This is a genomic window from Nonomuraea sp. NPDC049684 (genome assembly GCF_044465345.1).
Lineage (GTDB): Bacteria > Actinomycetota > Actinomycetes > Streptosporangiales > Streptosporangiaceae > Nonomuraea.
Window position 1 is genome coordinate 79,820 of the sequence record NZ_JBITLO010000002.1, and the last position, 26,042, is coordinate 105,861.

Consider the following 26,042-nt stretch of genomic DNA (forward strand, 5'->3'; position numbering starts at 1 on the left):
ACGCGCAGCGGTCCACCGCAGGCAGCAGGCGAAGCCTGCGCCTACGGTCCCCAACGCGCAGCGGTCCACCGTAGACGGCAGGCGAAGCCTGCGCCTACGGTCCCGGAGACGCTCAGCGGTGCAGGCAGCGGTCCGCTGGCCTCGTCTAGCTCGTGAGGAACTGGGTGGCGGCGAGTTCGCGGTAGAGGTCGTCGCCCGCGACGAGTTCGGCGTGGGTGCCGACCGCCCGTACGCCGCCCGCCTCCATCACCACGATCCGGTCGGCGTTCGTGACGGTGGACAGCCGGTGGGCGATGACCAGCACGGTCGTCTCGGCCGCCACCTCGGCGATGACCTCGCGCAGCCGCAGCTCGTTGACCGCGTCGAGCTGGGACGTGGCCTCGTCGAGCAGCAGCAGCCTGGGCCTGCGCAGCAGCGCCCTGGCGATGGCGACCCGCTGCCGCTCGCCGCCGGACAGCAGCACGCCGCGGTGGCCCACCGCCGTGTCGAGCCCTTCGGGCAGCCGGGCGACCAGGTCGTCGAGGCGGGTGCGGGTGACGGCGCGGCGCAGTTCGTCCTCGGTGGCGTCCTGGGCGGCGAAGAGCAGGTTCTCGCGCAGCGTGCCGGCCAGGACGGGGGCGTCCTGCTCGACGTAGCCGAGCGCGGCCCGCAGCTCGCCGAGCGGCCAGTCGCGGATGTCCCTGCCGCCGATGGAGATCAGGCCGTCCTGGTGCTCGTAGAACCGTTCGAGCAGGGCGAACACCGTGGACTTGCCCGCGCCCGACGGCCCGACCAGCGCCGTGAGCCCGCCCGCGGGCACCTCGAAGGTGACGCCGTCGTGCACGGCGGGGCGGTCGTCGCCGTACCGGAAGACGACGTCCTGGAAGCGCAGGCCCACCGGCGTGCTCGCGGCGGCCGGGACGGCGGCGCTGACCGGCTCGCCGGGCAGGTCCTCGATCTCCTTGATGCGCCGCATCGCGGCCAGCCCGTTCTGGAGCTGGACGGCGCCCTGGACGAGCTGCCCGATCGGCGGCACCAGGTAGAACAGGTAGAGCAGGAACGCGATCAGCGACGAGACCTCCAGCACGCCCGACGCCACCCGCGACCCGCCGACGGCCAGCACGCACAGGAAGGCGATCTGCACGGCCATCCAGGTCGCCACGCCGGCCAGCGACGTCCAGCCGGCCACCTGGAGCCCGCGGTCGCGGGCGCGCTCGGCCGCCTCCCCGACGACCGCGATCTCCCGCTCCTCCGCGCCGCTGGCCTTGACCGTCCGGTACGCCTGCAGCGCCCGGTCCAGCACGGCCCCCATCTCGCCGACGGCCTCCTGGGCCTGCGTCTGCGCCCGCTGGATGCGCGGCATGATGAGCGCGACCAGGCCGCCGATCACCACCACGACGAGCAGCGTGACCAGCAGCAGCACGCCGTCCATGGTGGCCATCATGACGATCGCGCCGACCAGCATGAAGACCGCGCTGACCGACTCCACGATGCCGTTGGTCAGCACCGCGCGCAGCAGCGTCGTGTCACTCGTCACCCGCGACATCAGGTCGCCGGGCTTGAGCCGGTCGACGTCGGCGACCCTGAGCCGGAGCATCCGGTCGACGAGCCTGCGCCGCGCGCCCAGCACGACGCCCTCGCCGGTGCGTTCCATCAGGTAGTTGCCCCCGGCCGAGACGACGGCTCCGACGAGCACCGCCACGGTCAGTCCTAACAGCGGCGCGGCCAGCGACTGGTCCTCGCCGAAGGCGTCCACGACGTACTTGGCCAGCAGGGGCATCGCCAGCCCCGCCACCGAGCCGATCAATCCAAGCAGACCGCCCGCGATCAGGACTTTCCGGTGCGGCCTGATGTAGGCCAGCAGCTCTTTGAGCACCCCGACTCCTCTCACGACATTTCTCGAAATTCCCCAACGAACGGCGCAGCACGATCCGCACCGCCGCGCCAGGGTCAACTTAGATTGACGACCAAAGTATGTCAACTTTCGTTGACGCCTCCTCCTTGAGAAGGAGACGCGCGGGTGATCGCCGCCCCCCTGGCACCGGGATCGGCGGCGGCCCTATAGTCATGTCCATGAGTAGTCATGTTCTTGAGCGTCGCTGATGGCGTTGCGGCATGCCGTGCTGGCGGCGCTGCTCGACGGCGAGTACAGCGGCTACCAGCTCACCAAGATCTTCGACGTCGGCGTCTCCAACTTCTGGTACGCCGCCCCCCAGCAGCTCTACGCCGAGCTGACCAGGCTGGAGGCCGACGGCCTGGTCACCGGCCGGGAGGTGGTCCAGCGCGGCCGTCCGAACAAGCGCCTGTTCGCCGTCACCCCGGCCGGCCTGGACGAGCTGGCCGCCTTCGCCGCGGCCCCGGCCAAGCCGTTGCTGCTCCGCGACGACCTGGCCGTCAAGGTCCACGCGGCCGACCGGCTCGACCCGGCGCCGCTGATCGCCCAGCTCCTCGACCGCGCCGGGGAGGCCGCCGCCAAGCTCGCCTTCTTCGAGAAGACCCTGCTGCGCCTGCGCGGCGACCGCGACGAGGAGTCGTTCCTGCGCGAGGGCGAGCGGGTCGGCCCGTACCTGTCCTGCCTGGCGGGCTGCCGCCTGGAGCGCGAGATGCGCGACTGGTGCCTGAGCACCGCCCGGACGCTCGGCGAGCGTGCCGCCCGCACCCCGGAGGAGAACCCGTGACCTACACCCGTTACGTCGCGCTCGGCGACAGCCAGACCGAGGGCCTCGGCGACGGCGACGACGTCCTCGGCCACCGCGGCTGGGCCGACCGGCTGGCCGAGCACCTGGCCCGCGGCAATCCCGGCCTGCTCTACGCCAACCTCGCCGTGCGCGGCCGGGTGGCCGCCCAGATCCGCGCCGAGCAGCTTCCGGCCGCGCTGGAGCTCCGTCCCGACCTGGCCATGGTGATGGCGGGCATGAACGACGTCATCCGTCCCGGTTTCGACGCCGCCGCCGTGGCGGCCGACCTGGAGCACATGTTCGCGGCCCTGACCGGGGCGGGCGCGCGGGTGGTGACGGTGACGTTCCCCGACATCGGCAGGATCGCGCCGCTGGCCAGGCCGCTGCTGCCGCGCGTGCTCGACCTCAACGCCCGGGTGCGCGAGGCCGCCGCCCGGCACGGCGTGACGCTGGTGGACACCTTCCCCGACACGGCGGTGACCGACGCGCGGCTGTGGAGCTCCGACCGGCTGCACGCCAGCCCGGCGGGGCACGCCAGGTTCGCCGCGGCGGTGGCGTACGCGCTGGAGCTGCCCGGCAGCGACGACAGCTGGAACCTGCCGCTGCCCGTGCTGCCCCCGCCCGGCCGCCTGCGTACGGCGGCGGCCGAGGCCCGCTGGCTGGGCTCGTTCGCCGGGCCGTGGATCGCCCGGCGCCTGCGGGGCCGCTCGTCGGGCGACGGCCGGGTGTGCAAGCGCCCGGCGCTCGCGCCGGTGCTCCTGGGCCTGCCGGATCAGTCGACCTCGGGCAGGTCGGGGTCGTCGTAGTCGGCGTCGCCGTCGTCGGCCCTGCGCAGCTTGATGTCCTCGGCCCACTCGCGGGCGAAGGCGCGGATGTCCGCGATGTGCCGTTCGTCCAGGCCGTGGGCCTCGAAGCGTTCGTCGCTCATGAGCTCGACGAACTCCAGCCGCATGAGCAGCTCCTGCGGCGAGAAGTCGTCGAGGTGGACGGCGGCCAGGCGTTCGAGGTCGCGGAAGGAGAACACGTGGGCCGCCGAGGCCGCGTCGGCGACGTCGGCGGGCAGCCCCCTCTCGTGCAGGTCGCGCACCCGCAGCCCGATCACGTCCGCCGGGGCCGCCACCGGCAGGCCGTCGCACACGACCGGGGGCTCGCGCAGCGCCTCGCGGGTGAGGACGATCTCGGCCTCGCGCCCGCCGGCCGGGTCCGTGACGGTCAGGCGGGCCGCCCACGCGGCGCTCTCGGCGACCTGCGCGACCAGCCCGCCGGCGCGCAACGCGGCCACGACGTCGTCGGCGGCGGACGGCAGCGGCCGTTCGGCGGCGGTCACCAGGTCGAGCCCCTCCACCAGGCGGTCGGTGAAGCCGTGGGCCCGCAGGGCGTGGCCGCCGGCCAGCAGCAGCCCGTGCCGCTCGCCGGCCGGCGACAGGGCCCGCAGCAGGCGCTCGGGGAACGGCGGTAAGCGCATCAGAGCGCGACGGGGGGCGCGAGCGGTGTCATGGGTCAAGTATGCCGACGGCCGCGCCGGCTGGAGGGCAGGTCGTGCCGCCCCGACAGGAACTCCTGGAAGGCGATCTTGGCCCTGATGACCGGCCGCCGCCAGCGTTCCTCACGGTGGACGGCGGTGGCCAGCTTGCGGGGCGAGCGTCCGCCGCGGAAGAACCAGCGGGCCCACGGCGAACCGGGACGGGCCAGGCGCACGGCGCCCACCACGAGCAGCAAAGGCAGGAACAGCCCCGCCATCCCGGTCCAGATCTTGCCCTTGAGCAGCGTGACCACCGCCAGCGCGAGGTTGCCCACGATCAGCACCGCCGGGTTGACCGGCGTGCCGTAGTCCCAGGTCAGCGGGCGCAGGCCGATGAGGAGCAGGCCGGTCACGGCGACGGCGATGAAGACCGCGTCCACCGAGGTGCGCCCCTCCTCCTCCCAGTAGACGTCGTGCAGGTGCAGGATCAGCGCGAACTCGTCCAGCACGAGCGCGGAGCCGACGCCGAACACGCAGGCGGCGACCACCTGCCCGGCCTGCGCGGCGCCGTTGACGATGAGCCCGGTCACGCCGCCGATGAGCATGAGCACGACGCCGAACACGACGTGGTGGATGTGCATCTCGCCCACGTTCACGTTGCGGAACCAGCCGACCTTGGCCCTGATCAGGCGGACGTTGATGCGGGTGGCGATGAACGCCACGATGAGCGTGACGAAGTAACAGAACAGCGGCAGCCGTCCTGTGGTGACGATGTTGCTCTGGAACCAGTTCCCCATGACCTTAGAAGTCGATGGTACGAGCCGGAACAGCCTTGTATGTCCGCTGCCGGGCGGCTCATGAGGCGGCTCTCGCCCGGAGGGCCCGTTCGTAGCCCTCGATGACGAGTTGCCGCCTGATGTTGTCGCGTACCTGGTCGAAAGGGGGCGCGCCGGGGGCTGCGGTGCGGGCGTACCGGTCGCGCAGGCGGCGTTCGGACAGGTCGAGGGTGGCCGCGTGCAGCTTGCCGAGCGCCGAGTCCAGCTCGGCGGCCCGCACCCGCGCGTAGGTGTACTGGTCGTAGGAGGGCACGCCCGGGATCGGGCGGCCCGAGCGCGCGGCCTGCGCGCGGCGGGCGTTCTCGGCGGCCAGCTCGCGCTGGAACCCCTGCTCGCTGACGTCGGCGAGCAGGCCCGCCTCGCGGGCCCAGATCCGCCGCGCCTTGTCCAGCACGGCGGCCCGCACCGCCCGCTCCCTGAGCCGCCGCGCCGGGGTGACGCCCTCGCGGGGACGGTCCCAGAAACCGGGGCCGAGCCCCTGGGCGGCGAACTCGGAGATCACCTCGGCGCGCACGGTCTCGGCCGCCCTGAGCACCTCGGCCCCGCTCACCGGCTCCCCCTCGAACGTGACGACCGTGTCCCCGGGACGCATCCCGAGCACCTCGGCCACGCCCGCGGACGCCGTCCGCGCGGGAACGCCGCCCCCGGCCTGCTCACCGGCCACCGCGACGCCGGCGGCGAGCCCGCCGGCGAGCACCCCGGCCAGGGCGAGAGCCGCCCACACGACCCGCCCGCGCGCCGGGAACCTCGGACGCGGGCCGGACGCCCGGCGCGGCCGGCCGGTGGCCGGGGTGCTCGTCACGGCGTCAGCTCGCGATCTTCATGTCGAAGACGTGGAACCCGGCGTTCGCCAGCGGGCTGCCCGCCGGGAAGGTCACCGTGGCGACCGTCCTGGAGGCGTCGAGCGGCACCGCGTAGCCGAACACCGACACGCCCGACTCGCGCGTCTGCCCGGTGGCCGGGTTCTTGTAGCTGGTCTGCGTCATGTTGTGGTAGTCGGCGCGGGCCACGAGGACGCCGCCGGCGGGCGCGGTCGCGTCCCACTGGTCGCCGAACCTGACGGTCTTGTCCTCGGTCGTCCCGTCGGTGTAGGTGATCTTGAAGACGCCCTCGCGCGCCTTCAGGCCACCGGCTCCGAGCAGGACCAGCTTGGCGCCCTGCCCCGGCAGCGCGACCGTCTGCCCGGCGGCCTTGACGTTGTCGGTCATGCCGTACGGGCGCCGGTGCCAGACGAAGTCGGCGCCGAGCACGTTCACGGTCCGGCCCGGCGTCAGGCCCGCCTTCTCCAGCGCCTGGCCGGAGTAGCTGCGGCCGCTGGTGGAGAAGCCGCCGACGTTGGGGTTGAGGTCGGAGCTGACCGCGACGTTGTTGTAGGCCTCCTCGACCGAGCCGGCCACGACCGGCGCGGCGGCGGGCCCGTTGTAGGCCCCGCGCGAGACCGTCCCGGCGACCTGGTTGCCGAAGTAGTCGCGGTCGCCGAGGCCGTCCACGAGCGCGCCGGAGGCCAGCGCGGGCGAGCCTTCGAGCAGCTTGTAGCCGTCCACGTCGGTGGCGCCGTCGGCGGTGCCGGGGGCGGCGAGCCCGGGGTCGGCCGTCACCGCGCGGGCGTCGGCCGCCGGTACGGCCACGCCGCCGTGGTAGACGTTGGAGTCGTAGCCGATGCCGGGGGCCGCCGGCAGCGTGCCGGACGGCGCGTAGAAGATGTTGTTGACGATCTTCGAGTTGCCGGTGGGCACGGCCACGTCCAGCTTCTGCGACGGGCAGAAGAACGTGTTGTTGTACAGCCACAGCGGGCTGGTGTTGTCGCCGGAGGCGTTGCCCGCGATGCGGCAGTCGTCCTGGGCGATGTTGAACCGCAGGATGGCGGTGGCCTTGTAGTTGGGGAACTCGGTGCAGCTCTGGCAGCCGAGGTAGAAGCCGCCCGCGTTGTCGTGCGAGTAGTTGTACTGGTAGACGCACGAGCCCTTGATGCCGCCGTCGCAGTCCCAGGCGGTGGAGTCGAAGATGGTGGGCCGCTGCCGGGTCACCTCGTTGAACTGAAACACCGGGTCAACAGAGTTGATCGGCCACATTCCCGCGAAATTTCCGTCTACGTACGGGTATTTCCCGGCACCGCCCTCGTCGAACAGATTCTGCTCCACCAGCGGCCGGTCCGAGGCGTGCACCACGATGCCGTCGCCGCCGACCGCGCGGATGGTGTTGCGGGCGATGAGCACGTTCCGGTGGTAGTCGGTGCCCTTACGGCTGATCTTGATGCCGCCGCCGCCCGTGTCGTGCACGTAGTTGCCGGTGATCGTGATGCCGTCGAGGTAGCCGACCTTGCCCTCGGGCAGCGCCTGGATGCTGATGCCCGCCGAGTAGGAGAACCAGGAGCCGTTCGCCCCGGTCTTGTTGCCCCAGCCGGCGACGTCGGAGATCTCCAGGTCCCGCAGGACCAGCCCGGCCTTCGGCTCGGGGGTGGTGGAGTTGTACTGCACGCCGGTCCGCTTGGCCGTGGTGGCCGCCGGGTTGGTGATGTGCAGCTTCTCCAGCGTCAGGTAGCTGTTGTCCACCAGGTGCACGGCCCACTCGCCGCCGTCGCCCTGGATGATCGGCTTGGGACCCTCGCCGTAGGAGGTGAAGACGACGGGGTGCGCGGCCGTGCCGGAGCCGACGGGTTCGAGCCGGCCGGCGCAGACGGTCCCCGCCCTGAACTTGATCGTGTCCTTCTCGCGGAAGGTGATGGCGTTGACGTCCGCCAGGCTGTTCAGCGGCCCGGCGGCGTTGCGCCCCGAGCCTCCGTCCGGCGCCTGGCAGTCGACGAAGAAGTTCCGGGCGGCGGCCGCTTGCGCGGGGGTGGCGACCAGTCCGGCCGCCACGACCAGGGCCGCGACTAACTGAAGGCGCATGTTTACTCTCCGGGGGTGTTTCAGGCGAACTCTGAGCAGTTCAGAGCGGTTCAGAGGGCTTCAGGCGGACCGGGACAGCGTGTCGGGCTCGACGCCGTGCTCGAAGGGCAGGCCCTGGGCGTGCCGGGACAGCTCGTCGAGCGCGAGGTCGGCCATCCTGGCCAGCTCGCCGCCCAGCGAACCGGCGACGTGCGGCGTGACGAGCACGTTCGGCAGGTCGTACAGGGGCGACCCGGCGGGCAGGAACTCCGGCTCGGTGTGGTCGAGCACCGCGTACAGCCGTCCTGAGGTCAGCTCGGCGATGAGCGCGTCCTGGTCGACCAGGGCGGCCCTGGCCGTGTTGATCAGCGTGGCGCCGTCGCGCATGGCGGCCAGCCGGGCCGCGTCGATCAGGTGGCGGGTCTCGGGCAGGTCGGGCGCGTGCAGGCTGACCACGTCGGAGCGGGCGACCAGCTCGTCCAGCCCGACCGGGCGCGCCCCCAGGTCCTCGGCCAGGTACGGATCGCTGACCAGCACCTCGAAGTCGAACGGCCGCAGCAGCTCGATCACCCGCCGCCCGATCCTGGAGGCCCCGACGACGCCGACGACCCGCCGGTAGTTGCCGAAGCCGGGGAAGCGGGCGTCCCAGTCGTCGTTGGCCCGCCGTGCCCGGTAGGCGCGGGCGATGTCGATCACCCGCTTGTTCGCGAACAGGATCGCAGCGAGGGTGAACTCGGCCACCGGCTCGGCGTTGGCCGAGGCGGCCGAGGAGACCACGATGCCGCGCTCCCAGCAGGCGTCGGTGACGTGGTGCTTGACCGAGCCGGCCGCGTGCACGATCGCCCGCAGCCGGGGCGCGCGGGCCAGCACCTCGGCGGTCACCGGCGGGCACCCCCACGAGGTGAACAGCACCTCGGCCTCCGACAGGTCGGCGTCGCCGAACGCGGCGACCTCGGCCCGCACGTCGGCCACCCGGGCCAGCCGGGCCCGCACCTCGCCGGTGAGCATGCGCCCGGCGACCTCGGCGGCCATGGCGACGACCGTCACCGGCTTGTTCATGTTCTCCCCCGAGAGCTCGTTCACTTGACGCTGCCCGCCGTCATCCCGGCCTTCCAGAACCGCTGCAGGGACACGAACACCAGCAGCAGGGGCACCACGGACAGCAGCGACCCGGTGATCACGAGGCTGTGGAACTCGGGGAAGGCGTTGCCCTGCTTCTCCCAGCCGTACAGGCCGAGGCTGAGCGGGTAGAGCCGCTGGTCGCTCAGCATGACCAGGGGCAGGAAGAAGTTGTTCCAGATCGCGGTGAACTGGAACAGGAAGATCGTCACGTACGCGGGCAGCAGCATGGGCAGCGCCACGGACGCGAACGTGCGCAGCTCGCCGGCCCCGTCTGACCTGGCCGCCTCCAGCACCTCGCCGGGCACGTACCCGGAGGAGAGCACCCGCGCCAGGTAGACGCCGAACGGATGGACCAGCACCGGCACGAACACCGACCAGAACGTGTTCACCACGCCGACCTTCGAGGCCAGCAGGTAGAGCGGCACGGCGGTGGCGGTGGTCGGCACCAGGACGCCGAGCAGCACCAGCCCGAACATCTTCTCCTTGGCGAACCAGGAGTACTTGTCGAAGGCATAGCCGCACATCACGGTGACGAACGAGCTGACCGCCGCGCCGACCCCGGCGTACAGGACGCTGTTGAGGTACCAGCGGAAGAAGACGCCGTCGCCCTCCTGCGCGACCGCCCTGATGTTCTCGAACAGGTTGAAGCCGGCGAAGGAGAAGCCGGGCGTCGAGTACAGGTCGGACAGCGACTTGGTGGAGGCGAACAGCAGCCACGTCAGCGGCAGCAGCGTGTAGAGCGCGGAGATGATCAGCAGCACGTTGACCGTGGCGCGGGACATCCACTTCACCGGCGGTTCCCCCACTTCGTGACGGCGTAGGACAGCACGGCGGCGAGCAGCGCGAGCAGGATGGAGGCCGCGCCGGCCTGGCCGTAGTCGTTGTTGCCGAACGCCTCGTTGTAGGCGTACATGTTGGGCGTCCAGGTGCTGACGACGCCGTCGCTGACGTTGTCGAGCACCATCGGCTCGGTGAACAGCTGCAGCGAGCCGATGATCGTGAACAGCACGGTGGTGACCACAGCGCCGCGGATCAGCGGCACCTTGACCTGGAGGGCGACGCGCAGCGGGCCGGCGCCGTCCATCCTGGCCGCCTCGACGACCTCGGCCGGGATGGCCTGGAGCGCCGCGAAGTAGATGATCATGTTGTAGCCCACCCACTCCCACAGCGCGATGTTGACCACCGAGCCGAGCACGTGGTCGCCGCCGAGGAAGTCGACGTCGCCGAGCAGGTCCACGATGGGGCTGATGCCGGGCAGGTACAGGTAGAGCCAGATCAGCCCGGCGATCACGCCCGGCACGATGTGCGGCATGAACAGCGCGAGCTGGAAGAACTTGCCCAGCCTGGCCAGCCCGGAGTCCAGCAGCAGCGCCAGCGTGAGCGCGCCGCCGATCATCAGCGGGATGTACAGCACGCAGTAGCCGAGGATGACCAGGAAGCCGTCGGTGAAGGCGGAGTCCTTCAGGGTGTCGAGGTAGTTGCCGAGCCCGACGAACACGGTCTCCGCGCCGCCGAAGCCGAGCCCCGACGACTTCTCGCTGAACAGGCTGAGGTAGACCGCGTAGGCCAGCGGGGCCACGATCACGGCCGCGAACAGCGCGAAGAACGGCCCGACGAACAGCAGGATCGCCCCCCGCCGCCGCCACCCCTCGCCGCCGCGACCGCTTCCTAGGGGAGAAGTCACAAGCTGCCTTTCGGTGGGTCGCGGCGGAGCCGGCGCTCCGCCGCGCGCGTCGTGCTACTGCTGGGCGACGTTGAGGCCGCGGCTCTTGATCTCGCCGACGGTGGCCGTCTGGGCGGCGTCCAGCACGCCGGGGATGGTGGTGCCGCCGCTGGACACCTTGCCGAGGGCGTCCTTGAACGTGGTCAGCGTCTGCACCATGCTCGGGCCCCACGTCCAGCCGGGCTGGACCGTCTTGTACGACTCCGAGAACAGCGCGTAGATGTCCTGGCCGCCGTAGAAGGAGGCGTCGAAGCTCTTGGCCGCGACCGGCACGAGGTCGGCGATGGCCGGGAAGCCGCTGGAGGTGCCCGAGGACAGGCGGGCGGTCCACGCCTCCTCCGAGCCGGTCAGCCACTTGACGACCTCGACGGCGGCCTTGGCGTTCTTCGACCCCTTGCTCACGCCGAACGTGGTGCCGCCGAGCATGCCGCTGGCCGGGGTGCCCCAGTTGGGGATCGGCGCGATGGCCCACTTGCCGGACTGTCCGGCGTGGTTGCCCTTCATGACGCCCGCGCCCCAGTTGGCGCCGACGTAGCCCCAGAGGGTGTCGTCCTCGAAGGCGGCGTTCCACTCCTGGCTGAAGGACGGCTGGACCTTCAGCAGGTCGTCCTTGACCAGGCCCTGCCAGTACTCGGCGACCTTCTTGCTGGGCTCGTCGTTGATCGTCACCTTCCAGGCGTCGCCCTCGGTGCCGAACCACTTGCCGCCCGCCTGCCACGACAGCGCGGCCAGCACGCTCGGGTCGTCGGGGAAGAAGGTCGCGATGCGGGACTTGCCGTCGGCCTTCTTGACCTTCTCGGCGGCGGCGCGGAAGTCGTCCCAGGTCTTGGGGACCTCGATCTTGTTCTTCTCGAACAGGTCCTTGCGGTAGAAGAACACCTGCGGCGCGGCGTCCATGGGCAGCGCCCACGCCTTGCCGCCCAGCTCGACCAGGCTGAAGACCTCGGCCGGGTACTTGGACTTGACGTCGGCCACGTCGGCCGAGATGTCCTGCAGGGCGCCCTGGTTCACGAAGTCGGGGAGCTGCGGGTACTCCACGGACATGACGTCGGGGGCGTTGCCGGCCTTGACGGCGTTGGAGAACTTGGCGTAGCCGCCCGCGTTGCCCGAGGGGATCTCCTCGTACTTGATCTGGACGTCCTTGTGTGACTTGTTGAAGGCGTCCACGACCTGCTGGGTGCCCTTGGCCCAGCCCCAGAAGGTGACCTCGGCGGGCTTGCCCGCCTCGCCCGCGGGCTGCGCCGGCTCCGTGCTGCCGCACGCGGCGGCGAGCAGGCTCATACCGGCCAGCAGTCCGGCAATGCCGGCGCTCTTGCGTCCCATCGATGGCTCCTCATCGCTTTCGATCGATAAGGCATCATTCGCTCATACTCGATCGCTTGTCTAGAGAGAGGCCACAAATCGATCAATAACGAAATGGATGCGTAACGTCACGGACGCGGCGCGACCGTGGATTCCCGGACCCTCAGCTCAGGCAGCAGCGCCACGTGCTGGGCAGGGCGCCGCGGGCCCTCCTGGATCCGGCTCACCAGCAGGTCGACGGCACAGCGGCCGACCGCGGCCTTGGGAGGCGCGACGGCCGTGAGCGGGGGGTCGCTGAGCGCCGCCACCTCGTCATCGTAGGCGACCAGCGACACCTCTTCGGGAATGCGGACCCCGGCCGTGCGCAGGTGCTGGACCAGCAGCAACGTGTCCTCGTCGTTGTGCACGAGCATGGCCGTGACCCCGCCCCTGATCGCCGCGACCACGTCGGCCACCTGCTCGCGCGATGGCCCCTCCTGCGCGACGTCGAGGTGGACGGGCTCGGCCAGCCCCAGGTCGCGGACGGCGGCCAGGAACCCGTGCCGCACCCGGGGGGCCGTCGGGCTGTCCCGCGAGACCATGGCCAGCCGCCGGTGCCCGAGCTCGGCCAGGTGCCGCGTGCCGAGGAAGGCCCCGTGGGCGTGATGGGAGGCCGCCGCGTCCAGCAGCGAGGCGGGCCCGCCCAGCTCGGCCCGCCGTTCGACGAGCACCGCCGGCACGCCCAGCTCGGCCAGCCAGTCCTCGTGCGAGGCGTCCGGCTGCCTGCTCGGGGTGAGCAGCAGGCCCTCGATGCCGCCGTCCACGAGCTGCCTGACCTGGGTGCGGTCCTCCTCGTCGTCGTAGCGCGAGACGCCGAGGACGAGCCGCGCGCCCAGCCGTTCGGCCCGCTCGCGGGCGCCCCTGATGACCGCCGGGTAGTAGTAGGTGGCCGAGGGCACCAGCATGCCGAGGGTCAGCGAGCGCTCCCTGGCCGGGGCGGGCGCGGACTCGGGCCGGGTGATGCCGCCGTGCACGCGGTTGACCAGGCCCTGTCCGGCCAGGTGCTCGACGTCCCTGCGCAGGGTGACCATCGAGACGTTGAGCCGGTCGACCAGCTCGGCCAGGCGTACGGAACCGCGCTCGCGCACCTCGCGCAGGATCAGTTCATGACGTTGTTCGGCGAACACCGCGACTCCTTCTGACTCGACCCTGCGATCCTAGCGGGAAGTGCTTTCGTTTTTGAACGGATGCTTTCGTTCGATCAGGATGCTAAGGTCCCGCCGGAGACCGGACGTCCCTTTGGAGTGCCGCATGTTCCCGCTTCCGCCGGAGGATCGAACGCTCAGCCCGTACACCGGCTGGACCCGCGCCCATTGGGAGGCGGTGGCCGACGGGCTGCTGGCCGCGGTGGAACCGTACCGCTCCGCGGACGGCGCCGTGATCACGTTGCCGGGACGCGAGAGCTGGTCGCGCTGCGACGGCCTGGAGGGGTACGCGCGCACCTTCCTGCTGGCCGCCTTCCGCGTGGCCGGCGGCGGCCCCGAGGAACTGCTGGCCCCGTACGCGCGCGGCCTGGAGTCCGGCCCCGGCGTCTGGCAGCCGATCGAGGACCGCACCCAGCCCATGGTCGAGGCGGCCTCGATCGCCCTGTCGCTCTGGCTGACGCGCGAGCGCCTGTGGGACCGCCTGCCCGCCGCCACCCGCGAACGCGTCGCCGCCTACCTGGCCGGGGCCCTGCGCCACGAGCCGGTGGACAACAACTGGTGGCTGTTCCCCGCCATGGTGGGCGGCTTCCTGTCGGCCGCCGGCCTGCACGCCGAGGAGGCCGGCGCGGCGGTGGAACGCGGCCTGGCCCGCATCGAGCCCTGGTACGCCGGCGACGGCTGGTACACCGACGGCGACAACCGCTCCTTCGACCACTACAACGGCTGGGCCATGCACCTCTACCCGGCCCTGCTGGCCCACCTGTCGGGCCACGGCTCCCCGGGGCCCCGCCTGCGCCGCTTCCTGGAGAGCTACGCCCTCACCTTCGACCAGGACGGCCGCATGCTCTACCAGGGCCGCTCCCTCACCTACCGCTTCGCCTCGGCGACCTCGCTCTTCGCCGGAGCCCTGCTGGAGGCCACCCCGCTGTCCCCCGGCCAGACCCGGCGCATCGCCTCCGGCGTCCTGCGCCGCTTCCTCGACGAGGGCGCGCTCTCCCCCGAGGGGCTGCTCACGCTGGGCTGGCACGGCCCCCACGAGCCCTCGCTGCAGTCCTACTCCGGCTCGGCGTCGCCGTACTGGGCCTCGAAGGCGTTCCTCGGGCTGCTGCTGCCGGCCGGCCACCCGGTGTGGACGGCGCCCGAGGAGCCGGGCCCCACCGGGCTCGCCGCGCTGCCCGGCCCCGGGCTGGTCGTCCAGCACACCGGCGACGTCGCCCGGCTGCTCAACCACGGCAGCCAGCACCACCCCGGCGACCCCCTGTACGACCGCTACGCCTACTCCACCCGCACCGCGCCGACCACGGGCGTCCCCGACAACCACTTCGGCGTCGTCGGCCCGGACGGCACGGTCGCCGGGCGCGGCACGATCATCCCTCGGGGGGCGGGCTCGGCGGGCGACCTGGCGTGGGCCGCGTCGGCGGGCGCGGGCGTGGAGAGCCTGAGCGTGGTCAGGGGGGCCGTCGAGGTGCGCGTCCACCGGGTCGCGCCCGGCTCGGCGGTCCGGCAGAGCGGGTGGGCGCTCGTCGCGCCCGCCGACCCGGCCGGCGGGCCCGGCGCGCGGGTGCGGGACGGCGACGGGCTGGTCTCCGAGCTGGTCGCGATGCGCGGCTACAGCCGGGCCCACGTCGCCGCCGACCCCGAGGGCAGCGCCTTCGGGGCTCCGGCGGCCGTGCCCGTGCTGGAGGGGGTGGCGGCCGACGGCTGGGCGGTCGGCGCGGCCGTCCTGGGCGGCGACCCCTTCGAGGTGCCGACGGCGGCGGTGACGGCCGACGACATCACGCTGACCTGGCCCGACGGCGCCCGCCACACCTTCCGGGTGCGGCCCCCGGACGCCCGCACCGCCTGACGGCCCCGGCCCCCGCTGAAGAGCCTCAGGCCGGGAAGGGCGCTCAGGCCAGGAAGGCTCGGAGGAGGGCGGCCGTGCCCTCCAGGTGCTCGGCCATCGCCCGGCGCGCCGCGTCCGGGTCGCCGGCCAGGATGGCGTCCACGATGGCCCGGTGCTGGGCGGCGGCGTGCTCGATGTTCACCTGGAGCATCGGGATCGCGTTCAGCAGGTCGCTCACCCGGGAGCGGGCGTCGGCGCACGTCGCCGCGAGCAGCGTCGAGCCGGTCAGCTCGGCGATCGACAGGTGGAAGGCCGTGTCCAGGCGCCGGTAGTCCTCCAGGGGCGCCTCGTCCAGCTCGGCCAGGCGGCGCGGCAGCACCTCCCGCTGAGCCGGGGTCAGCTCGGCCGCGGCCAGCACCTGCGCCGCCCCGCACTCGACCGCCAGCCGGAACGTCAGCGCGTCCGACAGCTCGGCCATGCCCATGGCGGCCACCGCCTGCCGCAGGTCGCCCGCGTCGGGCCGCGGCGGGACATAGGTGACGAACGCGCCGCCGTACCGGCCGCGCCGCACGTCGAGGTAGCCCGCGTCCTGAAGGGCGCGGATGGCCTCGCGCAGGGTGACCCTGCTGATGCCCAGCCGCACGGCGAGCTCGCGCTCGGGCGGCAGCTTGTCGCCGTACGGCACCACGCCCAGTTTGATCGCCTGGAGCAGCCGTTCCACGGTCTCCTCGAAGGCGTTTCCCGCCCTCACCGGGCGGAGCACTGTCATCAAACGCGCCGAATCGTCCAAGGTGTCCTCAGGTCTTGACAAGCGATCCCGGCATGCACATCAATGGTCTGAGACTAGCCCAATCAACGGGAAAGCGCTTCAGAGCAGATCGGAGCGACCTAGGGTGAGCGAAGCAGCGGGCAACGGATTCCTGTCCGTCGAGGAACTGCGGGGCGAGGTCGCCTCCGGCCGGATCGACACGGTGCTGCTCGCCGTCGCCGACATGCAGGGCAGGTTGCAGGGCAAACGGCTCTCCGCCCGCTACTTCCTGGACGAGGTGCTCCACCACGGATCCGAGGGATGCAACTACCTGCTCGCGGTCGACGTGGACATGAACACCGTCGCCGGCTACGACATGTCCTCCTGGGACCGGGGCTACGGCGACTTCGCGATGAAGCCCGACCTGTCCACCCTGCGCCGGGTCCCCTGGCAGGACGGCACCGCCCTGGTCATGGCCGACCTGGCCTGGGAGGAGGGCGGCGAGGTCACCGCCTCCCCCCGGCAGATCCTGCGCCGCCAGCTCGCCCGCCTGGCCGAGCGGGGCCTGGCCGCGTACGTGGGCACCGAGCTGGAGTTCGTCGTCTACGACGACAGCTACGAGGACGCCTGGCGGCGCGCCTACCGCGACCTGACCCCCGCCAACCTCTACAACGTCGACTACTCCCTCCTCGGCACCGCCCGCGTCGAGCCGCTGCTCCGGCGCATCAGGCGCGACATGGAGGGCGCCGGCATGTACGTCGAGTCGGCCAAGGGCGAGTGCAACCTCGGCCAGCACGAGATCGCCTTCCGCTACGACGAGGCCCTGCGCACCTGCGACAACCACTCGATCTACAAGAACGGCGCCAAGGAGATCGCCGCCCAGGAGGGCCGCTCGATCACCTTCATGGCCAAGCCGAACCAGCGCGAGGGCAACTCCTGCCACATCCACATCTCGCTGCGCGGCCTCGACGGCGGCCTGGCGATGGCGGGCGAGGGGCCGTACGGGCTCTCGCCGCTCGGCGCGCGGTTCATCGCCGGGCAGCTCGCCCGCATGCGCGAGCTCACGCTGCTGTACGCGCCCAACGTCAACTCCTACAAGCGTTACGTGCCCGGCAGCTTCGCGCCCACCGCCGTCAAGTGGGGCGTCGACAACCGCACCTGCTCCCTGCGGCTGGTGGGCCACGGGCCGTCGCTGCGGGTGGAGAACCGGGTGCCGGGCGGGGACGTCAACCCCTACCTGGCGGTGTCGGCGCTGATCGCGGCCGGGCTGGACGGCATCGACCGGGAGCTGCCGCTGGAGGACGCCTTCACCGGCAACGCCTACGACTCCGGCGCCGAGACCGTGCCGCACACGCTGCGGGACGCGCTCGCCCTGTTCGAGGGGTCGAAGCTGGCCAGGGAGGCGTTCGGCGACGACGTGGTCGAGCACTACGCGAACAACGCGCGCGTGGAGCTGGCCGCCTTCGACGCGGCGGTGACGGACTGGGAGCTGTTCCGTGGTTTCGAGCGAATGTGACGGTAGGCATGAGGATCGTTAATCCGGCGACGGAAGAGGTCGTCGCCGAGGTCGAGATGGCGGACGCGGCCGAGGTCGACCGGGCGGTGGAGCGGGCCGCGAAGGCGTACCGGAGCTGGCGGGAGGTGGCGCCGGGCGACCGGGCGCGGCTGCTGCGCCGCTTCGCCGACCTGGTGGACGCCCACGGCGAGGAGCTGGCCCGGCTGGAGCTGGACAACGCCGGGCACCCGATCGGCAACGCGCGCTGGGCGGCCGGGGCCGTCCGCGACGTGCTGCACTTCTACGCCGCCGCCCCCGAGCGCAACCACGGCAAGCAGATCCCGGTGCCCGGCGGCGTGGACGTCACGTTCCAGGAGCCGCTGGGCGTGGTGGGCGTCATCGTGCCGTGGAACTTCCCGATGCTGATCATGTCGTGGGGCGTGGCCCCGGCGCTGGCGGCGGGCAACACGGTGATCGTCAAGCCGGCGGAATGGACTCCGCTCACGGCGCTGCGGCTGGCCGAGCTGGCCCTGGCGGCGGGCCTGCCCGAGGGGGTGCTCCAGGTGCTGCCCGGGGCAGGGGAGGTCGCGGGCGCCCGGCTGGTCGAGCATCCCGGCGTGGCCAAGATCGTGTTCACCGGCTCGACCGAGGTGGGCAAGGAGATCGCCGCGAAGGCGGCGGCGCAGGTCAAGCGGGTGACGCTGGAGCTGGGCGGCAAGTCGGCGAACATCGTCTTCGCCGACTCCGATCTCGGCAAGGCGGCCAGCACCGCTCCCTACGCGGTCTTCGACAACTCCGGCCAGGACTGCTGCGCCCGCTCGCGCATCCTCGTCCAGGCCGAGGTGTACGACGAGTTCCTGGAACGCCTGTCGGCGGCGGTGCGCGGCGTCAAGGTCGGCGACCCGCTCGACGAGTCCACCGAGATGGGCCCGCTGATCAGCGCCGAGCACCTGGAACGCGTCCGCGGCTTCGTCGAGGGCACGCCCTACCTCCAGGGCGACTGCCCCCAGGGCAAGGGCTTCTGGTTCCCGCCGACCGTGCTCACCTCCGAGGTCACCGACCGCGCCTTCACCGAGGAGATCTTCGGCCCGGTCGTGTCGGTGGTGCCGTTCAGCGACGAGGCCGAGGCCGTGCGCATCGCCAACGACACGCCGTACGGGCTGAGCGGGTCCATCTGGACGCGCGACGTCGGGCGGGCGCTGCGGGTGGCCCGCGCGGTGGAGTCGGGCGCCCTGTCGGTGAACTCGCACTCCTCGGTGCGCTACTGGACGCCGTTCGGCGGCTTCAAGCAGTCCGGCCTCGGCCGCGAGCTCGGCCCGGACGCCCTGACGGCCTTCACCGAGACCAAGAACGTCTTCATCTCATGGGAGTGACAGTGCAGCGATTGCAGGATCGGGTGGCCGTCGTCACGGGGGCGGGCAGCGGCATCGGGCTGGCCACGGCGCGCAGGTTCGCGCAGGAGGGCGCGAAGGTCGTCTGCGTCGACATCGACGAGGAGGCCGGGGCCAAGGCCGCGGGCGAGGTCGGCGGCCTCTTCGTCAAGGCCGACGTGACCAGCGAGGACGACGTCGTCCGGATGTTCGCCACGGCCCACGAGACCTACGGCAGCGTGGACGTCGCCTTCAACAACGCCGGCATCTCGCCGCCCGACGACGACTCGATCCTGGAGACCGGCCTCGACGCCTGGCGCCGCGTCCAGGAGGTGAACCTGACCAGCGTGTACCTGTGCTGCAAGCACGCCATCCCGTACATGCGGCGGCAGGGCAAGGGGTCGATCATCAACACCGCGTCGTTCGTGGCGGTGATGGGGTCGGCCACGTCGCAGATCTCGTACACGGCCTCCAAGGGCGGCGTGCTGGCGATGTCGCGCGAGCTGGGCGTGCAGTTCGCCCGCGAGGGCATCCGGGTCAACGCGCTGTGCCCGGGGCCGGTGAACACGCCGCTGCTGCAGGAGCTGTTCGCCAAGGACCCCGAGCGGGCCCAGCGGCGCCTGGTGCACATTCCGGTGGGCCGCTTCGCCGAGGCGTCGGAGATCGCCGCCGCCGTGGCGTTCCTGGCCAGCGACGACGCCTCCTTCATCACGGGGGCCGAGTTCCTGGTGGACGGCGGCATCTCCGGCGCGTACGTGACGCCGCTGTGACCCGTCCGGTCATCGGCGTCACGACGTACGTCGAGCCCGCCCGGTTCACCGTGTGGGACCTGCCCGTCGCACTGCTGCCGTACATGTACGTCGAGAAGATCGTCCAGGCCGGCGGGCAGCCCGTGCTGCTGCCGCCGGCCGGCGATCCCGCCCAGGTCGTGGGGCGGCTCGACGGTCTCGTCCTGGCCGGCGGCGGCGACGTCGACCCGGCCAGGTACGGCCGCGCGGCGCACGAGCGCACCGGCTACGTCCGGCGGTTCCGGGACGAGGCCGAGTTCGCCCTCCTGGCGGCGGCCCTGGAGGCCGGGCTGCCGTTCCTGGGCATCTGCCGCGGCCTCCAGGTGCTCAACGTGCTGCTCGGCGGCACCCTGCACCAGCACCTGCCCGACGTGACCGGGCACACCGGCCACTCCCCCGCGCCCGGCGAGTTCGGCCACCTGCCGGTCACGCCCGTGCCCGGCAGCCGCCTGGCCAAGGCGCTCGGCACGGACCCGGTGGCGGTCCCGCACTACCACCACCAGGCGATCGACGGGCTCGCCCCCGGACTCACGGTCACCGCCACGGCCGCCGACGGGACGATCGAGGCGGTGGAGCTCGACTCCGGCGGTTTCGCGGCGGCGGTCCAGTGGCACCCGGAGGCGGGCGACGGGGCGGCGCTCTTCGAGGCGTTCACGGCGGCCTGCTGAGACCGTTACTGGAAAGCTTCTTTACCTTTTCTGCGCCCTAAAATCCCGCGAAATCCCAGCTCAGGGGGCCATACCACCGCGTTATAGGAAACTTGTTGGGTACCGGGTCGCGCCATCCCGGTGTCACCCTGTGTTCATCCCCAGCCGGCCGGGGCTCTTCCACTCCACACCCCCCTGAGGAGCCAGAGAGTGAACCCCAAACTCAGGTTGGGGGCTGCCGCAATGCTCGCGCTAGCCCTGACCACCAGCTCGCTGGTGGGCGCCACGAGCGCCACAGCCCAAGCGTCGCAGGTGGCCGATCCTCCCAGCCCCGACGAGCGCAGGAACGCGATCGCCACCGCACACAACGCGATCCTGGCCGACTCGGCGGCATTGCTGGCATCCGAGCAGGACACGTTCACGCTGACGTCGACCGTCGAAGGCGTCCGCGGCCTGCAGTACCTGACCTACGCCCGCAAGCACGCGGGCCTGCCCGTCTACGGCGGCGACGTGGTCGTCGCCACGGACGCCTCCGGCGCGGTGGTCGACACGGTCGCCACCGGGCAGCGCACGAAGATCGGGATCGGCACGAAGGCGAAGGTCACCGCGGCCCAGGCCGCCGTGACGGCCAGGGCCAAGGTGGCCAGGGTCGAGACCGTCGCCACGCCGGTGCTGTCCGTGCACGCCACCACGACGACCCCGCGGCTGGCCTGGGAGGTGCTCGTCACCGGCGCCACCGCCGCCGGTCACGAGACCAAGCTCCACGTCTACGTGGACGCCCTCACCGGCAGGGTCATCGACGACTGGGACGAGGTGCGCGACGGCACCGGCAACAGCTACTACGTCGGCACCGTCACCATCGACACCAGCCCCTCGTACACGATGCGCGACCCCCGCAGGAGCGGCGTGGCGTGCGGCGGCCAGAACGGCTCGCCGTACACCAAGACCACCGACACCTGGGGCAACGGCTCGGGCACGAACCTGGAGACCGCCTGCGTCGACGCGCTCTACGCCGCGCAGCGGGAATGGGACATGCTGAGCGCCTGGCTCGGCCGCAACGGCATCAACGGCCAGGGCGGCGGCTACCCGGCCCGCGTCGGCCTGGCCGACGTCAACGCCTACTGGAACGGCCAGTACGGCTCCTTCGGCCACAACTCCGCCAACTCCCAGCAGCTCACGTCGATGGACGTGGTCGGCCACGAGTTCGGCCACGGCATCTTCCAGTTCACCAGCGGCGGCTCGGGCAGCGGCAACGAGACCGGCGGCATGAACGAGTCCACCGGCGACATCTTCGGCGCGCTCACCGAGGCGTACGCCAACAACCCGAACGACCCGCCGGACTACCTGGTCGGCGAGGAGGTCAACCTCTCCGGGTCCGGGCCGATCCGCAACATGTACAACCCGTCGGCCCTCAGCCACCCGAACTGCTACAGCGCCTCCATCCCGAACACCGAGGTGCACGCGGCGGCCGGCCCGCAGAACCACTGGTTCTACCTCGTGGCCGAGGGCACCAACCCCTCGGGCAAGCCCGCCAGCACCCGCTGCGACAACGGCGCCGCGATCACCGGCATCGGCATACGCAAGGCCGGTGAGGTGTTCATGTCCGCGCTGAACATGAAGACCCAGCCGTGGACGCACGCCAAGGCCAGGGTCGCCACCCTCCAGGCCGCCAAGACCCTGTACCCGGGCAGCTGCACCGAGTTCAACGTGGTCAAGAACGCCTGGGACGGCGTCAGCGTACGGGCCCAGTCCGGCGAGCCGACCTGCACCCAGGGCAGCAACGACTTCTCGGTCAACCTGAACCCCGCCTCCGGCAGCGTCACCCCGGGCCAGAGCACCACGACCACGGTGAGCACCACCGTGACCGGCGGCTCGGCGCAGTCGATCACCCTGCGGACCGGCACCCTGCCGGCCGGCGTGACCGCCTCGTTCAGCCCGGCCACCATCACCGCGGGGCAGAGCTCGACGCTGACGATCAGCACCTCGGCGAGCAGCCCGCAGGGCAGCCACTCGATCGCGATCACGGCCGACGGCGCCGACGTGGACCGCCAGGCCACCTACAACCTGCAGATCGGGCAGAGCTCGCCGAACGACTACTCCTTCGGCGTGACCCCGTCGTCGGCCTCGGTGCAGGCCGGGCAGTCGGCCACGGCCACGGTCAGCACGCAGGTCACCGCCGGTCAGGCGCAGAGCGTCGCCCTGTCGGCGAGCAACGTGCCCGCGGGCGTGACGGTCAGCTTCAGCCCGTCCACGATCACCGCCGGGCAGTCGTCCACGGTGACGTTCGCGACCACGAGCGGCGTGACGCCGAGCACGTACACGATCAGTCTGAACGCCGACGGCGCGAGCGCCGACCACTCGGCCTCCTTCAGCCTGACGGTGGGCGGCGGCCAGGGCACCACGTGGCAGACGTACACGGCCTACACGGCCGGACAGACCGTCACCTACCAGGGCGTCAGCTACCGCTGCCTCCAGGCGCACACCAGCCTGCCGGGCTGGGAGCCGCCCAACACCCCTGCCCTCTGGCAGCCGGTCTAAGTCGCTCGACCTGGGCGGCCACGCCGGGGTGGCCGCCCAACCCCCTTGAGGAGCCACAGAACGTGAACGCCATGCTCAGGCTGGGCGCCGCGGCCACCGCCGCGCTGGCCCTGACCCTCACCACGCCGGCCGGACCGGCCGGCGCCGCCGCCGACCCCGCGCCCGACATCCCCGTCGCGAACGTGACGGCGCATCTGAGCCAGTTGCAGTCCATCGCCACGAGCAACGGCGGCAACCGCGCCTCGGGCAGGCCGGGCTTCACCGCCTCGATGAACTACATCAAGGGCAAGCTGGACGCGGCCGGCTTCACCACCCGCGTGCAGAACTTCAGCGGCGGCAGCAACCTGATCGCCGACTGGCCGGGCGGCCCTGCCAACCAGACCGTGATGCTCGGCGCCCACCTCGACAGCGTCGCGGCCGGCCCCGGGATCAACGACAACGGTTCCGGCTCGGCCGCCCTCCTGGAGAACGCCCTCACCCTCGCCGCCCGCAGGCCCACGCTCACCAAGCACGTGCGCTTCGGCTGGTGGGGCGCCGAAGAGGCGGGCATGGTCGGGTCCAGGTACTACGTGCAGAACGGCGGCGCGAGCGGCGTCGAGGTGTACCTGAACTTCGACATGATCGCCTCGACCAACGCCGGCTACTTCGTCTACGACGACGACGCGGCGATCCAGCGGACCTTCAACGACTACTTCGCCACCATCGGCCTGCAGACCGAGGGTGACAGGGAGGGCGACGGCCGCAGCGACCACGCCTCCTTCAAGAGCGCGGGCGTCCGGGTCGGCGGCCTGGCCACCGGGGCCGGGGCGGTCAAGAGCTCGGCCCAGGCCGCCAAGTGGGGCGGCTCGGCCGGGCAGGCGTTCGACCGCTGCTACCACAGCGCCTGCGACAGCTACCCGAGCGCCATCAACACCACGGCGCTCGACCGCAACTCCGACGCCATCGCGTACGCCATATGGAAGCTCGCCGTGGGCACCAGCACGCCCACGGAGAACGACTACTCGATCTCGGTGACCCCGTCGTCGGCGTCGGTCCAGGCCGGTCAGTCGGCTACCGCGGCGGTCAGTACCCAGGTCACGTCCGGCCAGGCGCAGAGCGTCGCGCTCTCCGCCGGGAACGTGCCGAGCGGGGTCACCGTCTCCTTCAGCCCGTCCACGGTTCAGGCGGGCCAGTCGTCCACCGTCACGATCGCCACCGCCAGCGGCGTCGTGGCGGGGACGTACACCATAGGGATCAACGGCGACGGGACGACGGCGGACCACTCCGCGTCCTTCACCCTGACCGTCGGAGGGGACGGCCAGGGCACCACCTGGACGGCTTACAAGTCGTACACGGCCGGAGACGTCGTCACCTACCAGGGGGTCAGCTACCGCTGCCTCCAGGCGCACACCAGCCTGCCGGGCTGGGAGCCGCCGAACGTGCCCGCCCTCTGGGCACGGGCCTGACCCTCGGGCCTGATCCTCGGGCCTGACCCTCGGGCCTGATCCTCGGGCCTGATCCTCGGGCCTGATCCCGGGTTCGATCCCCCGCGGGCCGGTCCCGGCCGGCCCGCCCAGAGCTGCCGCGTGCGAGCTGACCTGCCATGACCGGCTCGCGCGCGGCCACCAACGCGGCCGCGACCCCGCCTCTCCGGGGCCGCGGCCGCTTTTCGCTGCGTGCGGGATGCCGCGGATGCCGCGGATGGCGGGGGGCGAAGCGCGACAACACCCCCATGACGGCACTAGGCTGACGGACATCACCGGCGAAACCGTGCGGGAGAGCACCCTGACAGCCGGTCAGGGTCCCTGAAGGAGCAAGCCCTCCCCGCGAACCTCTCAAGGCAAAGGACCGCGCGGCAGCCCTGTAAGGCGTTCTTACGGGGAGGTGACCTCTGGAAAGCAGGCCCCCGGGGCCTCGCCGAAGGTGAAAGTCCGGTAAAACTCGGGCGAAGCTCTCAGGCATCCATGACAGAGGGGGAGGATGCTGGCATCCAATCCTGTCCTGAGGTGCGACAAATGTCCCGACCTACGCCGCTACGAGACGTCCACGAGGCCCTAGGCGCCACGCTGACCGACTTCGCCGGCTGGCTCATGCCGCTCCGGTACGGCAGCGAGTCCGCGGAGCACAAAGCCGTCCGCGAGGCGGCCGGGCTGTTCGACCTCTCGCACATGGGCGAGATCTTCCTGACCGGTCCGCAGGCCGGAGAGGCCCTCGACTACGCGCTGGTCGGCCACCTGTCGGCGCTCGCGCCCGGCCGGGCCAGGTACACGATGATCGTGGACGAGCGCGGCGGGGTGCTCGACGACCTCATCGTCTACCGGCTGGCGGACGAGGAGTTCATGGTGGTGGCCAACGCCTCGAACTCCGACAAAGTCGCGGATGAGCTGAAAAATCGTACTAAGTCGTATGACGCGGTGGTCGATGACCGCTCCCAGCAGTACGCCCTCATCGCGATCCAGGGCCCCAAGGCCCAGGAGATCCTGGCCACGCTCACCGACGCCGACCTCGACGGTCTCAAGTACTACGCGGGCCTGCCCGGCGTGGTCGACGGCCGCCAGGCGCTCATCGCCCGCACCGGCTACACCGGCGAGGACGGCTTCGAGCTCTTCGTCGCCAACCAGGACGCCGTGCCGCTCTGGCGCGCCCTGGAGGCGGCGGGCGAGCCGCACGGCCTGCGCGCCGCCGGTCTGTCCAGCCGCGACACCCTCAGGCTGGAGGCCGGCATGCCGCTCTACGGCAACGAGCTGAGCTCCGACCTGACCCCGTTCGACGCGGGGCTGGGCAGAGTGGTGAAATTCGACAAGCCCGGTGACTTCGTCGGCAGGGCGGCGCTGGAGGCGGTCAAGGACGACCAGCCCCGCCGCCGCCTCGTCGGCCTGGTCGCCCAGGGCCGCCGGGTGCCGCGTCACGGCTACCCGGTCACCCGCGACGGCGCCGTCGTCGGCGAGGTCACCAGCGGTGCGCCCTCCCAGACCCTGGGCAAGCCCATCGCGATGGCCTACGTGAACGCCGGGGCCGACACAGGTCTGGCCGTGGACATCCGGGGCAGCCATGAACCTATGGACCTGGTCGAGCTGCCCTTCTACAGGAGGAACAAGTGAGCAACATCCCTGACGACCTGAACTACACCAAGGAGCACGAGTGGGTGTCGGGCGTGGACGACGGCATCACCGTGACCGTCGGCATCACGGCCTTCGCCGCCGAGGCTCTTGGTGACGTCGTCTTCGTGCAGCTCCCCGAGGTCGGTTCGACCGTCGAGGCGGGTGACTCGGTCGGCGAGGTGGAGTCCACCAAGTCGGTGAGCGAGATCTACGCCCCCGTCGGCGGCGAGATCGTCGAGGTGAACTCGGCCGTGGCCGACGACCCGTCGCTGGCCAACAGCGACCCGTACGGCGACGGCTGGATGTTCCGCGTCCGCATGGAGGGCGACGCGGAGGACCTGCTGTCCGCCGAGGAGTACACGGCGCTCACCTCAGGCGAGTCCTGACACCACCGCCGG

22 protein-coding genes and 2 riboswitches are annotated in these 26,042 nt (G+C 71.7%); of the genes, 11 read left to right on the plus strand and 11 right to left on the minus strand.

Translation table 11 applies throughout. From position 1 onward, the window contains the following. Nucleotides 1–145: 145 nt before the first annotated feature. Nucleotides 146–1,855, minus strand: coding sequence for an ABC transporter ATP-binding protein (locus tag ACIBST_RS06100; protein ID WP_397169530.1), 1,710 nt, complete (start codon nucleotides 1,853–1,855; stop codon nucleotides 146–148). 226 nt (nucleotides 1,856–2,081) lie between these two features. On the opposite strand from ACIBST_RS06100, the gene ACIBST_RS06105 reads away from it, so the two are divergent. Then, nucleotides 2,082–2,657: a PadR family transcriptional regulator gene (locus tag ACIBST_RS06105; protein ID WP_397169532.1), complete on the plus strand. Its 576-nt coding sequence runs from the start codon at nucleotides 2,082–2,084 to the stop codon at nucleotides 2,655–2,657. Beyond that, entirely contained in the window at nucleotides 2,654–3,463 is an 810-nt protein-coding gene (locus tag ACIBST_RS06110; RefSeq protein WP_397169534.1) for an SGNH/GDSL hydrolase family protein, read from the plus strand. Before ACIBST_RS06105 ends, ACIBST_RS06110 begins: the two co-directional genes overlap by 4 nt. Here the strand turns inward: ACIBST_RS06110 and ACIBST_RS06115 are convergent. The 9 genes from ACIBST_RS06115 to ACIBST_RS06155 form a co-directional block, all read right to left on the minus strand. Further along, nucleotides 3,430–4,122, minus strand: a complete 693-nt coding sequence (locus ACIBST_RS06115) for a hypothetical protein (RefSeq protein WP_397169536.1) — start codon at nucleotides 4,120–4,122, stop codon at nucleotides 3,430–3,432. The two genes, ACIBST_RS06110 and ACIBST_RS06115, sit on opposite strands and share 34 nt — an antisense overlap. A 35-nt stretch (nucleotides 4,123–4,157) precedes the next feature. Continuing rightward, nucleotides 4,158–4,916 (minus strand): hypothetical protein, encoded by a 759-nt coding sequence (locus ACIBST_RS06120; RefSeq protein ID WP_397169538.1) that lies wholly within the window; start codon nucleotides 4,914–4,916, stop codon nucleotides 4,158–4,160. 58 nt (nucleotides 4,917–4,974) lie between these two features. Further along, nucleotides 4,975–5,757, minus strand: coding sequence for a hypothetical protein (locus ACIBST_RS06125; protein WP_397169539.1), 783 nt, complete (start codon nucleotides 5,755–5,757; stop codon nucleotides 4,975–4,977). A gap of 4 nt (nucleotides 5,758–5,761) precedes the next feature. Further along, nucleotides 5,762–7,843: a right-handed parallel beta-helix repeat-containing protein gene (locus ACIBST_RS06130; protein WP_397169540.1), complete on the minus strand. Its 2,082-nt coding sequence runs from the start codon at nucleotides 7,841–7,843 to the stop codon at nucleotides 5,762–5,764. Between the two features lie 60 nt (nucleotides 7,844–7,903). After that, a complete protein-coding gene (locus ACIBST_RS06135; protein WP_397169542.1) occupies nucleotides 7,904–8,905 on the minus strand; it encodes a hydroxyacid dehydrogenase in 1,002 nt (333 codons plus the stop codon). After that, a complete protein-coding gene (locus ACIBST_RS06140) occupies nucleotides 8,902–9,726 on the minus strand; it encodes a carbohydrate ABC transporter permease (RefSeq protein WP_397170696.1) in 825 nt (274 codons plus the stop codon). Before ACIBST_RS06140 ends, ACIBST_RS06135 begins: the two co-directional genes overlap by 4 nt. A 5-nt stretch (nucleotides 9,727–9,731) precedes the next feature. Next, nucleotides 9,732–10,628, minus strand: coding sequence for a sugar ABC transporter permease (locus ACIBST_RS06145; RefSeq protein ID WP_358283596.1), 897 nt, complete (start codon nucleotides 10,626–10,628; stop codon nucleotides 9,732–9,734). Between the two features lie 54 nt (nucleotides 10,629–10,682). Continuing rightward, complete coding sequence (locus ACIBST_RS06150) at nucleotides 10,683–11,990, minus strand: ABC transporter substrate-binding protein (RefSeq protein WP_397169544.1); 1,308 nt, start codon at nucleotides 11,988–11,990, stop codon at nucleotides 10,683–10,685. Nucleotides 11,991–12,097: 107 nt separating this feature from the next. Then, nucleotides 12,098–13,135 carry a substrate-binding domain-containing protein gene (locus ACIBST_RS06155; protein ID WP_397169545.1) on the minus strand — a complete coding sequence of 346 codons (1,038 nt, stop codon included), beginning with the start codon at nucleotides 13,133–13,135 and terminating at the stop codon, nucleotides 12,098–12,100. 124 nt (nucleotides 13,136–13,259) lie between these two features. Between ACIBST_RS06155 and ACIBST_RS06160 the strand changes: the two genes are divergently transcribed. Then, nucleotides 13,260–14,999 carry a DUF2264 domain-containing protein gene (locus ACIBST_RS06160; protein WP_397169547.1) on the plus strand — a complete coding sequence of 580 codons (1,740 nt, stop codon included), beginning with the start codon at nucleotides 13,260–13,262 and terminating at the stop codon, nucleotides 14,997–14,999. Between the two features lie 43 nt (nucleotides 15,000–15,042). Here the strand turns inward: ACIBST_RS06160 and ACIBST_RS06165 are convergent, their stop codons facing one another. Continuing rightward, a complete protein-coding gene (locus ACIBST_RS06165; RefSeq protein ID WP_397169549.1) occupies nucleotides 15,043–15,747 on the minus strand; it encodes a FadR/GntR family transcriptional regulator in 705 nt (234 codons plus the stop codon). A 124-nt stretch (nucleotides 15,748–15,871) separates the two neighbouring features. On the opposite strand from ACIBST_RS06165, the gene ACIBST_RS06170 reads away from it, so the two are divergent. The 8 genes from ACIBST_RS06170 to gcvH all read left to right on the plus strand — a co-directional run bounded on the left by ACIBST_RS06170 (nucleotide 15,872) and on the right by gcvH (nucleotide 26,030). Further along, nucleotides 15,872–17,242 (plus strand): glutamine synthetase family protein, encoded by a 1,371-nt coding sequence (locus ACIBST_RS06170; protein WP_397169550.1) that lies wholly within the window; start codon nucleotides 15,872–15,874, stop codon nucleotides 17,240–17,242. An 8-nt stretch (nucleotides 17,243–17,250) separates the two neighbouring features. Beyond that, nucleotides 17,251–18,594, plus strand: coding sequence for an aldehyde dehydrogenase family protein (locus ACIBST_RS06175; protein WP_397169552.1), 1,344 nt, complete (start codon nucleotides 17,251–17,253; stop codon nucleotides 18,592–18,594). Beyond that, nucleotides 18,585–19,361: a 3-oxoacyl-ACP reductase gene (locus ACIBST_RS06180; RefSeq protein WP_397169553.1), complete on the plus strand. Its 777-nt coding sequence runs from the start codon at nucleotides 18,585–18,587 to the stop codon at nucleotides 19,359–19,361. Before ACIBST_RS06175 ends, ACIBST_RS06180 begins: the two co-directional genes overlap by 10 nt. Then, a complete protein-coding gene (locus tag ACIBST_RS06185) occupies nucleotides 19,358–20,047 on the plus strand; it encodes a gamma-glutamyl-gamma-aminobutyrate hydrolase family protein (protein ID WP_397169555.1) in 690 nt (229 codons plus the stop codon). The genes ACIBST_RS06180 and ACIBST_RS06185 overlap by 4 nt, the downstream gene beginning before the upstream one ends. 222 nt (nucleotides 20,048–20,269) lie before the next feature. Then, nucleotides 20,270–22,564 (plus strand): M4 family metallopeptidase, encoded by a 2,295-nt coding sequence (locus ACIBST_RS06190; protein WP_397169557.1) that lies wholly within the window; start codon nucleotides 20,270–20,272, stop codon nucleotides 22,562–22,564. 71 nt (nucleotides 22,565–22,635) lie between these two features. Further along, on the plus strand, nucleotides 22,636–24,009 hold the full coding sequence (locus ACIBST_RS06195; RefSeq protein ID WP_397170698.1) for a M28 family peptidase: 1,374 nt from the start codon (nucleotides 22,636–22,638) through the stop codon (nucleotides 24,007–24,009). 297 nt (nucleotides 24,010–24,306) lie between these two features. Further along, nucleotides 24,307–24,404: riboswitch (glycine riboswitch) on the plus strand. A gap of 20 nt (nucleotides 24,405–24,424) precedes the next feature. After that, nucleotides 24,425–24,524: riboswitch (glycine riboswitch) on the plus strand. Nucleotides 24,525–24,558: 34 nt separating this feature from the next. Continuing rightward, nucleotides 24,559–25,644, plus strand: a complete 1,086-nt coding sequence (gene gcvT / locus ACIBST_RS06200) for a glycine cleavage system aminomethyltransferase GcvT (RefSeq protein WP_397169558.1) — start codon at nucleotides 24,559–24,561, stop codon at nucleotides 25,642–25,644. Further along, the gene (gene gcvH, locus ACIBST_RS06205) at nucleotides 25,641–26,030 is read left to right on the plus strand and encodes a glycine cleavage system protein GcvH (RefSeq protein WP_352324995.1); all 390 of its coding nucleotides are present in this window, start codon (nucleotides 25,641–25,643) and stop codon (nucleotides 26,028–26,030) included. The genes gcvT and gcvH overlap by 4 nt, the downstream gene beginning before the upstream one ends. Nucleotides 26,031–26,042 lie beyond the last annotated feature (12 nt).

Coding starts and splice junctions, on each gene's coding strand:
- ACIBST_RS06195 (WP_397170698.1), top strand. CDS start 22,636: ATGCTCAGGCTGGGCGCCGCGGCCACCGCCGCGCTGGCCCTGACCCTC.
- ACIBST_RS06140 (WP_397170696.1), bottom strand. CDS start 9,726: ATGTCCCGCGCCACGGTCAACGTGCTGCTGATCATCTCCGCGCTCTAC.
- ACIBST_RS06175 (WP_397169552.1), top strand. CDS start 17,251: ATGAGGATCGTTAATCCGGCGACGGAAGAGGTCGTCGCCGAGGTCGAG.
- ACIBST_RS06130 (WP_397169540.1), bottom strand. CDS start 7,843: ATGCGCCTTCAGTTAGTCGCGGCCCTGGTCGTGGCGGCCGGACTGGTC.
- ACIBST_RS06160 (WP_397169547.1), top strand. CDS start 13,260: ATGTTCCCGCTTCCGCCGGAGGATCGAACGCTCAGCCCGTACACCGGC.
- ACIBST_RS06120 (WP_397169538.1), bottom strand. CDS start 4,916: ATGGGGAACTGGTTCCAGAGCAACATCGTCACCACAGGACGGCTGCCG.
- ACIBST_RS06165 (WP_397169549.1), bottom strand. CDS start 15,747: ATGACAGTGCTCCGCCCGGTGAGGGCGGGAAACGCCTTCGAGGAGACC.
- ACIBST_RS06150 (WP_397169544.1), bottom strand. CDS start 11,990: ATGGGACGCAAGAGCGCCGGCATTGCCGGACTGCTGGCCGGTATGAGC.
- ACIBST_RS06190 (WP_397169557.1), top strand. CDS start 20,270: ATGCTCGCGCTAGCCCTGACCACCAGCTCGCTGGTGGGCGCCACGAGC.
- ACIBST_RS06105 (WP_397169532.1), top strand. CDS start 2,082: ATGGCGTTGCGGCATGCCGTGCTGGCGGCGCTGCTCGACGGCGAGTAC.
- ACIBST_RS06115 (WP_397169536.1), bottom strand. CDS start 4,122: ATGCGCTTACCGCCGTTCCCCGAGCGCCTGCTGCGGGCCCTGTCGCCG.
- ACIBST_RS06180 (WP_397169553.1), top strand. CDS start 18,585: ATGGGAGTGACAGTGCAGCGATTGCAGGATCGGGTGGCCGTCGTCACG.
- gcvT (WP_397169558.1), top strand. CDS start 24,559: ATGTCCCGACCTACGCCGCTACGAGACGTCCACGAGGCCCTAGGCGCC.